A 15,594-nucleotide genomic window follows, 5' to 3' on the forward strand; every position below is an offset into this window, starting at 1 on the left:
TGCGCCAGTGTAGCGAATTCAACCGGGCAACGCGCTCCAGTCAAACGGCTCGGCGAAGCTGGCAGCATCCTCGGCGATCAATGGACGCGCGACGAGGAAGCCTTGCACATATTCGCAGCCGTGAGCTTGCAGCCATTGGTATTGCTCGATGGTCTCGACACCCTCGGCAATCACCAGCAAACCGTACTGCTTGCACAGACTGATGACTGTGCTCACCAGTGAAGCGTCCCGCGACGAATCAGGCAATCGGGCGATGAGGTGCCGGTCGAGCTTGAGCGTGTCCAGTTCCAGATCGCGCAGATGCGCCAGTGAACAAGGCCCGGAGCCGAAGTCATCCAGCGCCACCCGCACCCCGAGATTGCGCAACAGGCGCAGCTGTTTACGGGTTTCGTCCGGATTTTGCATCAAGGCTTCTTCGGTCACCTCGACCTCCAGTTGCCGTGGCTGCAAAGAATGCCGCTCCATGACCTGGCGTAACTCGGTGACCAGATTCGGCAGGCTGAACTGGGTGTTGCTCAAACTCACGCCGAGCACCAGATCTTCGGCAAACAAGGTTTCCCAGGCTTTGCGCTGGCCGGCGCCGCGATGATAAATCCAGCTGCCGAGACGACTGATCAGCCGCGCCTCTTCCAGCAACGGCAAAAACAGACCCGGCGGCACATCACCCACGCTCGGATGCTGCCAGCGCAACAACGCCTCAAACCCACGAATCTGGCCGCTATTAATGGCTACCTGCGGTTGATAGACCAGGTTGAAATCACGGTTTTCGATGGCGGCGCGCACGCTCTCTTCCAGCATCAGACGCGAACGCGCCCGGCCGTTCATTTCATGATCGTAAAAGCGATATTGCTGACGCCCGGCACGCTTGGCTTCGTACATGGCAATGTCAGAGGCGCGCAGCAGACCGTCGAGGTTCGATCCGCAATCAGGGTATGTCGCGATACCGATACTGGCGCCCAGCGCGATATCCAGCCCTTCGATTTGCTGACAGATCGACACTCGCTCGATGAGTTTCTCGGCAATCTTCGCCGCCTGCTCGGGAAACTCCAGATCCAGCAGCGCGGTAAATTCATCACCACCCATGCGCGCCAGAATATCGAACGGCCGCAGACACGCCTTCAACTGCTCGGACACCCAGCGCAACACACGGTCGCCAGCATCATGGCCGAGGGAGTCGTTGACCCGTTTGAAGCCGTCCAGATCCAGATACAGCAGCACCCAACTGCTGTCGCCGCGCTCACCGCGCAACAGCAGGTTCTCAACGGTCTGGTAGAAACCGCGACGGTTGAGTAAACCGGTCAGCGGATCGGTGACGGCCTGAAATTCCAGTTGCTGATGCAGATGGCGCACCACCGACATGTCCAGCACCGTCACCACCATCGCCTGTTGTTCGGAAGGTAACGGCGCACAGGACAGCGCCACCGGCACCTGCTGACCCGGCGCGGTGCGCAGCAGCGCATCGTGCAGCCGCAGGGTTTCGCCGCGCTGATAGCTTGTACGGAATTCGGAATCGGCCCACACGGGAATGTGCGGTTTCTGCAGGTAATCGAGAAACTCCTTACCGTCCAACTCCTTCACCGGCGCATTGAGCAACCGTGAGATCGCCGGATTAGCAAAACGAATCAAGCCGTCCTCGCCCAAAACCAGAATGCCCTCGGCGGCGTTATCCAGCACCGAAGCATTGAAGGCCCGGGCGGATTCCAGATCCCGGCTCAGGCGCTGCAAGGCCCGGCGATTGCGCTGATGCTCAAGCAACGCCTGCACTTTGGGCTTGAGAATCTGCGGATCGAACGGTTTGAACAGGTAATCCACCGCGCCACTGGCGTAGCCCTTGATCACGGCGTCCTGGGACTGTTCGTTAGCGGTGAGGAAGATGATCGGCGTAAGCCGCGTACGCTGACTGCCGCGCATCAGTCGCGCGACTTCAAAGCCGTCCATGCCCGGCATCTGCACGTCCAGCAGCACCAGATCGACGTCGTGTTCGAGGAGGATATTCAGCGCCTCGAAACCGGAGGCGGCGGTCAGCACGTGCCAATCCTGACGCTGCAGCAACGCGCGCATGCTGATCAGGTTTTCAGGGTAATCATCAACGATCAAAAGGACAGAGTTGCCTTCACCTGGCTGGGGTTGCGCGCATTCCATGCTGCTTCTCTTATCGGGACCACAGGCGGTTTTCCGGTTAAAACCGTACACATACTGAGCCATCACTCTAGTCGCGGATCGACAAAAGCAGTAGCTGTCATCAGGCCATCATTTAACCAATGGCAGGTTTAGCCGACTAACGGTCAGTCCTGTAGCCCGCTAAAACCGGGATAGATGGCATTTCGACAGGATGTTGACGTCAATCGTCCGCCGGACGGCGGTTAACAAAAAATCCCTCTACGCTTATAAAGGCCGCCCCAAAACACGCGGACTAGAGCTTCTGGCACGCGCGTGCAGCGAAAATTGAGTGGAAGAACCGACATGATCGATCTCGCAACCTGGAACCTCAGCGTTCCCGTTGGCAGCCCGCCATACACCGTCGAAACCTCCAAACTGGTGAAAGGCTTCAAGGATCAGTACTTCCATTCCGACACCGGCACCCTGTTCTTCTGGTCACCGGTGACCGGGTCAAAAACCGAAAACGCCATCTACCCCCGCACCGAACTGCGCGAAACCTACAGCAACGGCACCCTGCGCAATTGGTACTACCCCGACGCCGACAACCTGCTGCGCGCGACCCTCACGGTCAACAAAGTGCCGAGCTCCGGCAAAATCGTCATCGGCCAGATCCACGCCTATGAAAGCCAGAAGCCGATGCTCAAACTCGAATACCAGTACAAGACCAAAACCGAAACCGGCAACCTGGTGATCAAAGTTCGCATGCATCCCGATGACGACGAAAGCCGCGTCATCACCCTCGCCACCGGGGTCAAACTCGATCGCGAATTCAACTACCTCATCCACTTAAGCCCTGGCGGCGCACTGGGCGTAAGTGCGGCGGGTTATCAGTGGGATTCGCAGATCAGCGCGACGTGGCGCAACAAGCCGCTGTATTTCAAGGCCGGGGTTTATGTGCAGGACAATACGGGGTACACGAGTGAGGGTGGGCAGGTGACCTTTTCCAAGCTGGATATTGATCACGACAAATAATCCCCGCATTTAAACGGCGTTGTTTAGATCGGTCGGCGGTTACTTCCGGATGCCTACAACAGCTTGCGTCGTTGCCTACGGGTACGCCAGAATCCGCCGGCTTGTGCGCCTGGAGGGCCATCGGTAACTTGATCCGCGTCACTGATTTCCAGTGATCGGGTTTAGTAGCCCGAGGTGTTTTTCAGTTATGCGCAAAGCGCATCGGTCGGCTATTGCTGTTTGACTTGATGGTGGCTGTGTGCAGGGCGCTTCGGCGCGCCGGTTAATGCTGAATAACTCCCCGGTCTACTAACCTGCGCACAGTTGCCACCCTTCTTTTAGTAGAGAAGGCGAAGCGGCTCCATCAGGAGTTTTCAGCAAATGATCAAATCAACGCCTCATCCGCCGGTCACAGATCCGGCATCCCCTTACGAATCCCCCAACTCAAAAAGATTCCACGACGCCGCCGAACGCGCCCTCGACCACTACCTCAATCCCGCCGCCGCGATCATGGCCAGCACCCACGAACCCGAGGCCATGTACCTCGCCAACCCGAAGTACAACACCGAATCCCTGCTGGCCAACGCCAGCGAAACCCTGAGTTCAGCCAGCGAAATGCTCAACAACTTCGCCACGATGCTCGACACCTCGCACCGCAAGACAGCGCTGGGCATCGCGCAGGTGGTCATGCTCGGTGAACTGGCGGTGAATCAGGCACTGGATCATGTTGAGTTGAAGGAATAGTCACCCAAAAAGAACCCGCATTTATGCGGGTTCTCTGATGACAGGCTTACTTGCTGTCTTTCGGAAGTTTAACAGGTGCCGGACCTCTGGATTTGATCAGGTTTTCGGGTTGCGGTTTCGGATCAACTGGAAGAGTGCCGGGTGCCGCGCCTTTTGGTGTTACATCCTTAGTAGCCATCGCTGTGTACTCCATCACAAGGTGAAGTTTCATTCTGTGAGCATCACCAATGGCCGTCCACTGTCAGATCTGACAGTCCGTAATACTCATTTGAAATAATCCCAACATCGATTAGTCCCAAAAGCTCAGAAGCTCGATGCATAGGATGCTTCAATAGCCATCCACAAGAAACCCGCCTCTCGGCGGGTTTCTTGAATAAGCGGGTTAGCGCTCAGGCTTAGTTAATCCTGAATTTCACCTCAGCATTCACACTTTCGCAATAACAGTGACTGAATCATGACGAAATAAATTTATCCCTTTCACGCTTCCTGCTTAGTTACTTTTTCCAGCCTTTTTGACCAGCCCACACAATATGCTTATTTCTTTTTAACGGGCCACTCATCGCAAAAACATCTCTACACCTGTCAACTCTGACAGGTGACGAATTACATGCTGCCTCATAACCTCAGGATCGAAACATCAGAAAAACGGATGGAAAAATAACCCATTCACTGCTCATCAAAAAATAAAGGAGAAATACCATGGGCCAGATCAACCCGAATGGTACTTATAGAGGTCGCGTATACGATGCCGGCGAGAGCCATGAAGCCACACTTAAAATAACTTCTTCAGATCCACAGACGGGCAACATAAGCCAAGGCAGCATGGAGTATTACGGGCTTAGCTTCAAAGTTAATGGAAGTTTCACGTATGAGAACTTAACGGATGAATCCGCCGTATCCTTTAATCTTCGAGCAGAAGCAGGGAGCCCTGAACACAACGTGTTCAGCATCAGTTTGAGATCGCCTGACAGAAACTATTCGAAGTTAGACGGAACCGTTCGGGTTGATCGCGGCGGCCCGAATGTAGGTAAAACTTACAACATCACCTTTACAAAAAGCTGAGATCTTCTATCAAACGCAAAAAACCCGTCTAACGACGGGTTTTTATTACCGCTGAAACAGTGATCAATCAGTTAACCTTAGCGTTCAACTCACCCTTCAAATAACGCTGGTACATCGCTTCCAACGAGATCGGTTTGATCTTCGAAGCATTACCGGCAGTGCCGAACGCTTCATAACGAGCGATACAAACATCGCGCATCGCAGTCACGGTGGCGCCGAAGAATTTACGTGGGTCGAATTCGCTCGGGTTGGTGGCCATCAGGCGACGCATGGCGCCGGTGGATGCCAGACGCAGGTCGGTATCGATGTTGACCTTGCGCACGCCGTACTTGATGCCTTCGACGATTTCTTCAACCGGCACGCCGTAGGTTTCTTTGATGTCGCCGCCGTACTGGTTGATGATCGCCAGCCACTCTTGTGGAACCGAAGAGGAACCGTGCATCACCAAGTGGGTGTTCGGGATGCGTTTGTGGATTTCCTTGATGCGGTCGATGGCCAGCACGTCGCCGGTAGGTGGCTTGGTGAACTTGTAGGCGCCGTGGCTGGTGCCGATGGCAATGGCCAGGGCATCAACCTGGGTCTTCTTGACGAAGTCAGCGGCTTCTTCAGGGTCGGTCAGCATTTGGCTGTGATCCAGAACGCCTTCAGCGCCGATGCCGTCTTCTTCACCGGCCATGCCGGTTTCCAGCGAACCCAGGCAACCCAGTTCGCCCTCTACCGATACGCCGCAAGCGTGAGCCATGGCCACGGTTTGCTGAGTAACGCGCACGTTGTACTCGTAATCGGTCGGGGTCTTGCCGTCTTCGCCGAGGGAACCGTCCATCATCACCGAGCTGAAGCCCAGTTGGATCGAGCGCTGGCAGACGTCAGGGCTGGTGCCGTGGTCTTGGTGCATGCACACCGGGATGTGCGGGAATTCTTCGATCGCGGCCAGGATCAGGTGACGCAGGAATGGCGCGCCGGCGTATTTACGGGCGCCGGCCGAAGCCTGGACGATCACCGGGGAGTCAGTCTTGTCAGCGGCTTCCATGATGGCGCGCATCTGCTCAAGGTTGTTGACGTTGAAAGCTGGAACGCCGTAGCCGAATTCGGCTGCGTGGTCCAACATCTGGCGCATGCTGATAAGTGCCATTGTGTGTGTCTCTCCCGGTTGAGGGTCGTTAATCGTGCCAGCCTGCCGGAGCGGCGGCGGCTATTCAAGTGATTGCAGATCGGGGGTTGAGACCCGGCCTGGTGATTCGATACAGCAAATTCTGAATTACTGCGCCTTGCAGCCGCGGCCGATCAGGTCATTGGTAGCGACCCAGTACACCAGGCCTTCGTTACCCTTGATGTGAAACGCCAGCATGCCGTCGCTGTACAGCGTGCCCGAGGCGCCCGGCTCTTCTTTCAGGCGATAGACCTGATCACCGCCACCCAGTCGAACATCGACTTCTTTCTGGCCGGCATCGGTGTAACGCCACAGCACTTTGGCCTGGCTGTCGCAGGTCCAGGTGGTCCAGTTATCCGTGGGGGCGGACGACTGAAACAGGTTCAACTGCGCGCAACCGCCCAACAATGCCAACGCCGCAATGGCGATCAAGCCTTTCATCCGTGTTCCTCGACTGACGGCGCACGCCGCCAGCCCTGAGTTAAGAGTCAGACCCGTCAAGGACAACCATGTTCCTTGGCCGGGGTTTGCGCTTCGTATTTGTCCAGACCGTCCGGCCCCGAGCGCTTGTTCAGCACCGGGTTGGTTTCGGCCTGCCAGTCGGCCTGATAACAGCCCTTCTGCGACTCGCTGGGTGCCGGTGTCGCTTCGGCCTTCGGGTTACTCCCGCAGGCCGCCAGCGTACCGGTCAGCAACAACAATGCTAACGACTTGACCATGTGACCACTCCTTTGCCTGGCCTGACGGACAGCCTCAGGCCTTGGCCCGGCTTTCCAGGACTTCTACGGCAGGCAGCACTTTGCCTTCGACGAATTCGAGGAACGCGCCGCCACCGGTGGAAATGTAGGAGATTTGCTCAGCCACGCCATATTTATCGATGGCGGCCAGGGTGTCGCCACCGCCAGCAATCGAGAATGCGGAACTGTCAGCAATGGCTTGGGCCAGCACTTTGGTGCCGTTGCCGAACTGGTCGAATTCGAACACGCCGACCGGACCGTTCCACAGAATGGTTTTCGACGACTTCAGCAGTTCGGCGAAGTTGGCTGCGGTTTGCGGGCCAATATCCAGAATCATGTCGTCGGCAGCGACGTCAGCGATCAGCTTGACGGTGGCTTCAGCGCTTTCAGCGAACTCCTTGGCGCACACCACATCGACCGGCAACGGCACGCTGACCTTGGCGGCGATGGCGCGCGCGGTGTCGAGCAGGTCCGGCTCGTACAGCGACTTGCCAACCGGGTGACCGGCTGCGGCGAGGAAGGTGTTGGCGATGCCGCCGCCGACGATCAGTTGATCGCAGATCTGGCTCAGGCTGTTCAATACGTCGAGTTTGGTCGAGACCTTGGAGCCAGCAACGATGGCAGCCATTGGCTTGGCCGGAGCACCCAGGGCTTTGCCCAGTGCATCCAGTTCAGCGGCCAGCAGCGGGCCGGCGGCGGCGATTTTGGCGAACTTGGCCACGCCGTGGGTCGAACCCTCGGCGCGGTGAGCGGTGCCGAACGCGTCCATCACGAACACGTCGCACAGCGCGGCGTATTGCTGGGCCAGCTCGTCGGCGTTCTTTTTCTCGCCCTTGTTGAAGCGCACGTTTTCGAACAGCACGATGTCGCCGGCCTTGACGTCAACGCCGCCCAGGTAATCGGCCACCAGCGGCACTTCACGGCCCAGGGCCTTGCTCAGGTAGTCGGCGACTGGCTTGAGGCTGTTCTCGGCAGAGAACTCGCCTTCGGTCGGACGGCCAAGGTGCGAGCAGACCATCACGGCCGCGCCTTTTTCCAGGGCCAGCTTGATGGTCGGCAGCGAAGCCAGGATACGCGCGTCGCTGGTGACAACACCGTCCTTGACTGGGACGTTGAGGTCTTCGCGGATCAATACGCGCTTACCTTGCAGATCGAGGTCGGACATCTTCAACACGGTCATGGGTCGCACTTCCTACGGTTTTTTTGAAGTTGCTGTTTGCAGATAGTGGTCTGCTACGTCCAGCATTCGGTTGGCAAAACCCCATTCGTTGTCGAACCAGGCCAGGATGTTCACCAGTTTTGGGCCGGAAACACGGGTCTGACTGGCATCGACGATGGCCGAATGTGGGTCATGGTTGAAATCACAGCTGGCATGAGGCAATTCGGTATAGGCCAAAAGTCCTTTGAGCGGGCCGCTGGTGGCGGCTTCGCGCAGGATCCGGTTGACCTCGTTCGCGTCGGTCGCCGTGGCGGTCTGCATCGTGATGTCGAGGCAGGACACGTTGACCGTCGGCACGCGTACGGCTTTGGCCTGAATTCGCCCGGCAAGTTCCGGCAGCAGGCGCTCGATACCGCGCGCCAGACCAGTGGACACCGGGATCACCGACTGGAACGCCGAACGGGTGCGGCGCAGGTCTTCGTGGTGATAGGCGTCGATCACCGGCTGATCGTTCATCGCCGAGTGAATCGTGGTGATCGACACGTAATCGAGGCCGATCGCCTTGTCGAGCAGACGCAACAGCGGCACGCCGCAGTTGGTGGTGCACGAGGCGTTGGACACCAGCAGCTCATCGCCGGTCAGGCAATCCTGATTGACGCCGTAGACGATGGTGGCGTCGACATCCGCCTCGCTGGCCATCGGCTGCGAGAACAGCACGCGTGGCGCACCGGCGTCGAGGAAACGCTGGCCGTCGGCACGGGTGTGGTAAGCGCCGGAGCATTCCAGCACCAGATCGACGCCAAGCGACGCCCAATCGATGCCTTCGGGGGTGGCACTGCGCAGGACCTTCACGCAGTCGCCATTAATATGCAGACAATCGCCTTCAACCCGTACTTCGCCGGGAAAGCGGCCGTGGGTGGAGTCAAAGCGTGTCAGGTATTCGATGCTGGCCATGTCGGCCAGATCGTTGATCGCGACAATTTCAAACCCGGCCTTTTCGCCTCGCTCAAACAACGCACGCAAGACGCAACGACCAATCCGGCCGTAGCCGTTGAGTGCAACTTTGTAAGGACGCGGTTGAGGCATGGGGTTCTCGATTACCGTGGTGAATCAGGCAGTGCGATGCTGCCTGAACCAACACTTTCGCGAGCAGGCTCGCTCCCACAGGGAAATGCATTCCAATGTGGGAGCGAGCCTGCTCGCGAAGGCGTCAGTCCAGACGACGCGACTTCTGGATCAGTCTTCCAGCAGCTCTTCAGCCTGACCCAGGATGTTTTCCAGGGTGAAGCCGAACTCTTCGAACAGTGCCGAAGCCGGAGCCGACTCACCGTAGGTGGTCATACCGATCACGCGTCCTTCCAGACCCACGTACTTGAACCAGAAGTCGGCGTGAGCCGCTTCGATCGCGATACGTGCGCTGACCTGCAACGGCAGAACGGCTTGCTTGTAGCCGGCATCCTGAGCGTCGAACACGCTGGTGCATGGCATGGAAACCACGCGCACCTTGCGGCCCTGCTCGGTCAGTTTGTCGTAGGCCTGAACCGCCAGCCCCACTTCCGAACCGGTGGCGATCAGGATCAGCTCAGGCTCGCCTGCGCAGTCCTTCAACACATAGCCACCGCGGCTGATGTCGGCGATCTGGCCGGCACCGCGCTCTTGGTGCTGCAGGTTCTGACGCGAGAAGATCAGCGCCGATGGGCCGTCCTTGCGCTCCAGAGCGTTTTTCCAGGCCACCGCCGATTCAACGGCATCGGCTGGACGCCAGGTGTCGAGATTCGGCGTGGTGCGCAGGCTGGTCAGTTGCTCGATCGGCTGGTGCGTCGGGCCGTCTTCGCCCAGACCGATGGAGTCGTGGGTGTAGACGTGGATCACGCGCTTCTTCATCAGTGCCGACATGCGCACGGCGTTGCGAGCGTATTCCATGAACATCAGGAAGGTCGCGCCGTAAGGCACGAGGCCGCCGTGCAGAGTGACGCCGTTCATGATTGCGGTCATGCCGAATTCGCGCACGCCGTAGTACATGTAGTTGCCGCTGGCATCTTCAGCGCTGACGCCTTTGCAACCTTTCCACAGGGTCAGGTTGGAACCGGCCAGGTCAGCCGAACCGCCAAGCAGTTCCGGCAGCAAAGGGCCGAAGGCGTTCAGGGTGTTCTGGCTGGCTTTACGGCTGGCGATGGTTTCGCCTTTGGCAGCGACTTCAGCGATGTACGCCGAGGCTTTTTCCGAGAAGTCGGACGGCAGTTCGCCGCTCAGACGACGGATCAGTTCGTTGGCTTCGGTCGGGAACGCGGCGGAGTAAGCAGCGAAACGCTGATCCCACTCGGCTTCAACAGCGCGGCCAGATTCTTTGGCATCCCATTCGGCATAGATATCTGCCGGGATTTCGAACGGGCCGTGGTTCCAGTTCAGCGCCTGACGGGTCAGAGCGATTTCCGCGTCACCCAGTGGGGCGCCGTGGCAGTCTTCTTTACCCTGCTTGTTCGGCGAACCGAAACCGATGGTGGTCTTGCAGCAGATCAGGGTCGGCTGCGCGCTCTTGCGAGCGGTTTCGATGGCGGTCTTGATCTCTTCCGGGTCGTGACCGTCAACGTTGCGGATCACCTGCCAGTTGTAGGCTTCGAAACGCTTCGGGGTGTCATCGGTGAACCAGCCTTCAACTTCGCCGTCGATGGAGATACCGTTGTCATCGTAGAAGGCGATCAGCTTGCCCAGGCCCAAAGTACCGGCCAGAGAAGCGACTTCGTGGGAAATGCCTTCCATCATGCAGCCATCACCCAGGAACACGTAGGTGTGGTGGTCAACGATGTTGTGGCTCGGACGGTTGAACTGCGCCGCCAGGACTTTTTCTGCCAAGGCGAAACCCACAGCGTTGGCCAGACCTTGACCCAGCGGGCCGGTGGTGGTCTCGACGCCCGGGGTGTAGCCGAATTCCGGGTGGCCCGGGGTGCGGCTGTGCAGTTGACGGAACTGCTTGAGGTCTTCGATCGACAGGTCGTAACCGGTCAGGTGCAGCAGCGAGTAGATCAACATCGAGCCATGGCCGTTGGACAGCACGAAGCGGTCACGATCGGCGAATGATGGATTGCTCGGGTTGTGCTTGAGGTAGTCGCGCCAAAGCACTTCGGCAATATCTGCCATACCCATAGGGGCACCGGGATGGCCGCTGTTGGCTTTTTGCACGGCATCCATGCTGAGGGCACGAATGGCGTTGGCACGCTCACGACGGCTAGGCATCGCTGATCTCCTGGGTGTGAATAAACTGGAACGGAAAAAAGGAGGGCATTTTCCCTCACCGGAGCGCCTCGGGGCAATGACAGATAGTCATGCAGAGGCGTTTTTCCAATGGATAGCTGCGGTTTCTGTTGGTGAAACCTTTCCGCTGCTCGTTTGTAGAGTTAACCATCTCGTGAGAAGTGCCATCTATCGAGCAATATCAAAACTTTTTGATATTGCTCTTGCGGGGATTTAACCCCGTCTCTAGACTGCTGCCCCATGAACTTACGCGCGCCTTCCATTAGCCATGACGATTGCGACGAGCTGGCGGCCCTGTGCAAGGCCGGCGGCGATCCGTTGCGGCTGAATGTATTGCGCGCGCTGGCCAACGATTCGTTTGGTGTACTGGAACTGGCACAGATTTTCGGCATTGGTCAGTCCGGTATGAGTCACCACCTCAAGGTCTTGGCGCAAGCCGAGCTGGTGGCAACTCGCCGTGAAGGCAACGCGATTTTCTATCGTCGCGCCCTGCCCCATACCGAACTGCTGGGCGGCAAGTTGCACGCAGCGTTGTTAGAAGAAGTCGACAATCTGGCGCTGCCGGATGCCGTGCAGGCGCGCATCGCTCAAGTGCACGGGCAACGTGCTGCGGCCAGCCAGGACTTTTTCGCCCGGGTCGCGGAGAAATTCCGCGCCCAGCAAGACTTGATTGCCGGCCTGCCGCAGTACCGCGAAAGCGTGCTGGCCCTGCTCGACAAACTGAGCTTCAGTGGCGCTGCCACGGCCATTGAAGTCGGCCCCGGTGATGGTGCTTTTCTGCCGGAACTGGCGCGCCGTTTCAGCACCGTAACCGCGCTGGACAACAGCCCGGCGATGCTCGAACTGGCGCGTCAGGTATGTGAACGTGAACGACTGGCTAACGTCAGCCTGCAATTGGCCGATGCATTGAACGGCAGCAGCCTTCAGGCCGATTGCGTGGTACTGAATATGGTCTTGCACCATTTCGCCGCGCCGGCCGAAGCGCTCAAGCACATGGCCGACCTGCTGCAACCGGGCGGTAGCCTGCTCGTGACAGAGTTATGTAGCCACAACCAGAGTTGGGCCAGGGAGGCCTGCGGTGATCTGTGGTTGGGGTTTGAACAGGACGATTTGGCCCGTTGGGCCACCGCTGCGGGACTCGTTCCCGGGGAAAGCCTCTATGTAGGCTTACGTAATGGTTTCCAGATCCAGGTTCGCCACTTTCAGCGACCGGCTGGCGACACTCACCATCGGTAAATTCAGGAAAACATCGAGATGAGCGAATACTCCCTCTTCACCTCCGAGTCCGTGTCTGAAGGACATCCGGACAAAATCGCCGACCAGATTTCCGATGCGGTGCTGGACGCCATTATTGCCCAGGACAAACACGCACGCGTTGCGGTGGAAACCCTGGTCAAGACTGGCGTGGCCATCGTTGCCGGTGAAGTGACCACCAGCGCCTGGGTTGACCTGGAGCAGATCGTTCGTGACGTTATCTGCGACATCGGCTACACCAGCTCCGAAGTCGGCTTCGACGGCGCCACCTGCGGCGTGATGAACATCATCGGCAAGCAGTCCCCAGATATCAACCAGGGTGTTGACCGTGCCAAGCCTGAAGATCAGGGTGCCGGCGACCAGGGCCTGATGTTCGGCTATGCCAGCAACGAAACCGAAGTGCTGATGCCTGCCCCGATCACCTTCTCGCACCAGTTGGTGCAGCGCCAGGCCGAAGCCCGTAAATCGGGTCTGCTGCCTTGGCTGCGTCCGGACGCCAAGTCGCAAGTGACCTGCCGTTACGAAGGCGGCAAGGTTGTCGGTATCGACGCCGTTGTACTGTCGACCCAGCACAACCCTGAAGTGTCGTACAAAGACCTGCGCGAAGGCGTGATGGAGCTGATCGTCAAGCACGTACTGCCGGCCGAACTGCTGAGCAAAGACACCCAGTTCCACATCAACCCGACCGGCCAGTTCATCATTGGCGGCCCGGTAGGTGACTGCGGTCTGACCGGTCGCAAGATCATCGTCGACAGCTACGGCGGCATGGCCCGTCACGGTGGCGGCGCGTTCTCCGGCAAGGATCCATCGAAGGTTGACCGTTCGGCGGCCTACGCCGGCCGTTACGTTGCCAAGAACATCGTCGCTGCCGGCCTGGCCGAGCGTTGCGAGATCCAGGTTTCCTACGCGATCGGTGTGGCCCAGCCTACCTCGATTTCGCTGAACACCTTCGGCACCGGCAAGATCAGCGATGACAAGATCGTCAAACTGGTGCGTGAAGTGTTCGACCTGCGTCCATACGCGATCACCACCATGCTCGACCTGCTGCACCCGATGTACCAGGAAACTGCAGCCTACGGCCACTTCGGCCGTGCTTCGCAGACCAAGACTGTTGGCGAAGACACCTTCACCACCTTCACCTGGGAAAAAACCGACCGCGCCGACGCTTTGCGTACTGCTGCCGGCCTGTAATAACCTGGCTGCATGAAAAGCCCCGCACGGTTTGCGCCGTGCGGGGCTTTTTTGTGCCTGAAATGCGACTCCTGAACCCAAACGGATAAACCTGTGGGAGCGGGCTTGCCCGCGAAGAGGCCTGCAAGAGCGACATCAATTTGCGCATTGAAACACTCCGCAAAACACCACGCCGACCCAACTCAAAAACCTCGCCTAGCCTTCAAGCATTACCTTTGAGCAAGGACGCTCACGATGCATGCCACGCTGCGCCTGTTGATTACTTTTCTGCTGTCGCTCCCTACTCTAAACGCCTACGCCGAATGCCCGAATTGGCCACCCGCCCAAGCCCAACGCGAAATCACCGCTCTGCAAAAGCAGCTCGACCAATGGGACGACGCCTACCACCGCGAAGGCCGCTCATTGATTGCCGACGAACTTTACGACCAGTCGCGCGTGCGGCTCAGCGAGTGGCGAGGCTGTTTCAAATCGCCAGCGACGATCGAGCCTGTGCGCACGGTCTCCGGCGCTGTCGCCCATCCAATCGCCCACACCGGCCTGGATAAACTTCACAAAGCCGAGGCCGTGCAAGCCTGGCTGCGTGATCGCCAAGGGGTATGGGTACAACCCAAGGTCGATGGCGTGGCGGTGACGCTGATTTATCGCGATGGACTTTTGCAGCAAGCGATCAGTCGCGGCGACGGCGTCAGCGGGCAGGACTGGACGGCGTCGGCGCGCATGATCGGCGCTATTCCTCAGCGACTGAAACAACCGCTGGATCTGCTCGTGCAGGGCGAACTCTATTGGCGTCTGACCGAGCATGTTCAGGCTCAAGCCGGCAGCGTCAACGCCCGCGCCACGGTGGCCGGCCTGATGGGACGCAAATCGCTGAGCGCTGAACAAGCCGCCGGGATCGGGCTGTTCGTTTGGGACTGGCCGCAAGGGCCAGCAGACTTACCTGAAAGGTTATCGAGATTGGCGGCGCTGGGGTTCGCCGCAACAGAACCCTACAGCCATCCCGTCCCGCAATTCGTCGAGGCACAAAAATGGCGCGAGCATTGGTATCGCTCTCCCCTGCCATTCGCCACTGACGGTGTGGTTTTGCGCCAGAGCCAGCGCCCATCCGCCGAGCGTTGGCAGGCGCGTTCGCCGTACTGGGCCATCGCCTGGAAATATCCATTTGCCCAGGCACTGGCCGAAGTGCGCAAAGTGAATTTCAAGATCGGTCGCACCGGGCGCATCACGCCGGTGCTGGAACTGACGCCCGTCATGCTCGATGACCGGGAGATCAAACGGGTCAGCGCCGGCTCACTCAAACGCTGGCAGGAGCTGGACATCCGCCCCGGCGATCAAGTGGCAATCAGTCTCGCCGGCCTGACGATTCCGCGACTCGACAGCGTTGTATGGCATAGCACTGAACGTGCGGAACTCAAAATCCCCAGCGCCAGCGACTTTCATGCCTTGAGTTGCTGGCAACCTACACCCGGTTGCGAAAGTCAGTTTCTCGCCCGCCTGACCTGGCTCAGTGGCAAGCAAGGACTGGCCATGCCGCATGTCGGTCGCGGCACCTGGGAGAAACTTCTCGAAACAGGCCGTCTGAACTACCTGCTGGATTGGTTGACCCTCGACGAGCCAGAGCTTGCTAACATTGCCGGCTTCGGCGAACGCAGCAGCGCGCGCCTGATGCACAGTATTCACAGCGCTCGCCAACGGCCGTTTGCCCAATGGCTCAAGGCCTTGGGTTTACCGCCGACCGGTCAGGCGCAACTCCCTGACTCGTGGCAGTTGCTGGTACAACGTGACACCGAACAATGGCAGGCAGAACCCGGCATCGGCCCCGGTCGCGCGGCGCAATTGAGCGCATTCTTCCGCGACCCGCAGGTGCTAGCCTTGAGCGAAACTTTACACGCCGCCGGAATTGACGGTTTCTGAACATGCAATCCCGGCACGCCGGG

Annotated in this window: 14 protein-coding genes; 7 read left to right on the forward strand and 7 right to left on the reverse strand. The window is 58.7% G+C overall.

All coding sequences use genetic code 11. The features are described from left to right. Positions 1-18 precede the first annotated feature (18 nt). On the reverse strand, positions 19-2,142 hold the full coding sequence (locus ACA043_RS27325) for a putative bifunctional diguanylate cyclase/phosphodiesterase (protein ID WP_497658236.1): 2,124 nt from the start codon (positions 2,140-2,142) through the stop codon (positions 19-21). Between the two features lie 321 nt (positions 2,143-2,463). On the opposite strand from ACA043_RS27325, the gene ACA043_RS27330 reads away from it, so the two are divergent. From ACA043_RS27330 to ACA043_RS27340, 3 genes are all read left to right on the forward strand, one after another. Further along, the gene (locus ACA043_RS27330) at positions 2,464-3,132 is read left to right on the forward strand and encodes a polysaccharide lyase family 7 protein (RefSeq protein ID WP_187679692.1); all 669 of its coding nucleotides are present in this window, start codon (positions 2,464-2,466) and stop codon (positions 3,130-3,132) included. 360 nt (positions 3,133-3,492) lie between these two features. Further along, on the forward strand, positions 3,493-3,855 hold the full coding sequence (locus ACA043_RS27335) for a DUF6124 family protein (protein ID WP_497658237.1): 363 nt from the start codon (positions 3,493-3,495) through the stop codon (positions 3,853-3,855). 699 nt (positions 3,856-4,554) lie between these two features. After that, positions 4,555-4,917, forward strand: a complete 363-nt coding sequence (locus ACA043_RS27340; protein ID WP_489879343.1) for a hypothetical protein — start codon at positions 4,555-4,557, stop codon at positions 4,915-4,917. A gap of 67 nt (positions 4,918-4,984) precedes the next feature. Here the strand turns inward: ACA043_RS27340 and fba are convergent, their stop codons facing one another. From fba to tkt, 6 genes are all read right to left on the reverse strand, one after another. Next, a complete protein-coding gene (gene fba, locus ACA043_RS27345) occupies positions 4,985-6,049 on the reverse strand; it encodes a class II fructose-bisphosphate aldolase (protein ID WP_003177554.1) in 1,065 nt (354 codons plus the stop codon). A 126-nt stretch (positions 6,050-6,175) separates the two neighbouring features. After that, positions 6,176-6,508, reverse strand: coding sequence for an MliC family protein (locus ACA043_RS27350; protein ID WP_187679697.1), 333 nt, complete (start codon positions 6,506-6,508; stop codon positions 6,176-6,178). A gap of 56 nt (positions 6,509-6,564) precedes the next feature. Beyond that, complete coding sequence (locus ACA043_RS27355) at positions 6,565-6,786, reverse strand: hypothetical protein (protein ID WP_187679698.1); 222 nt, start codon at positions 6,784-6,786, stop codon at positions 6,565-6,567. Positions 6,787-6,820: 34 nt separating this feature from the next. After that, complete coding sequence (locus ACA043_RS27360) at positions 6,821-7,984, reverse strand: phosphoglycerate kinase (protein WP_187679699.1); 1,164 nt, start codon at positions 7,982-7,984, stop codon at positions 6,821-6,823. Positions 7,985-7,996: 12 nt separating this feature from the next. Beyond that, entirely contained in the window at positions 7,997-9,049 is a 1,053-nt protein-coding gene (epd, locus tag ACA043_RS27365) for an erythrose-4-phosphate dehydrogenase (RefSeq protein ID WP_187679700.1), read from the reverse strand. A gap of 150 nt (positions 9,050-9,199) precedes the next feature. Next, positions 9,200-11,197, reverse strand: coding sequence for a transketolase (gene tkt, locus ACA043_RS27370; protein ID WP_401271794.1), 1,998 nt, complete (start codon positions 11,195-11,197; stop codon positions 9,200-9,202). 16 nt (positions 11,198-11,213) lie between these two features. On the opposite strand from tkt, the gene ACA043_RS27375 reads away from it, so the two are divergent. The 4 genes from ACA043_RS27375 (at position 11,214) to ligB (ending at position 15,571) form a co-directional block, all read left to right on the forward strand. Next, a complete protein-coding gene (locus ACA043_RS27375) occupies positions 11,214-11,432 on the forward strand; it encodes a hypothetical protein (RefSeq protein ID WP_401271795.1) in 219 nt (72 codons plus the stop codon). 23 nt (positions 11,433-11,455) lie between these two features. After that, positions 11,456-12,451: an ArsR/SmtB family transcription factor gene (locus ACA043_RS27380; RefSeq protein WP_489879340.1), complete on the forward strand. Its 996-nt coding sequence runs from the start codon at positions 11,456-11,458 to the stop codon at positions 12,449-12,451. Positions 12,452-12,469: 18 nt separating this feature from the next. Beyond that, positions 12,470-13,660: a methionine adenosyltransferase gene (metK, locus tag ACA043_RS27385; protein WP_497615507.1), complete on the forward strand. Its 1,191-nt coding sequence runs from the start codon at positions 12,470-12,472 to the stop codon at positions 13,658-13,660. Between the two features lie 234 nt (positions 13,661-13,894). Next, positions 13,895-15,571 (forward strand): NAD-dependent DNA ligase LigB, encoded by a 1,677-nt coding sequence (ligB, locus tag ACA043_RS27390; RefSeq protein WP_497615508.1) that lies wholly within the window; start codon positions 13,895-13,897, stop codon positions 15,569-15,571. Positions 15,572-15,594: the final 23 nt, after the last annotated feature.

Source organism: Pseudomonas sp. LBUM1648 (genome assembly GCF_059716145.1).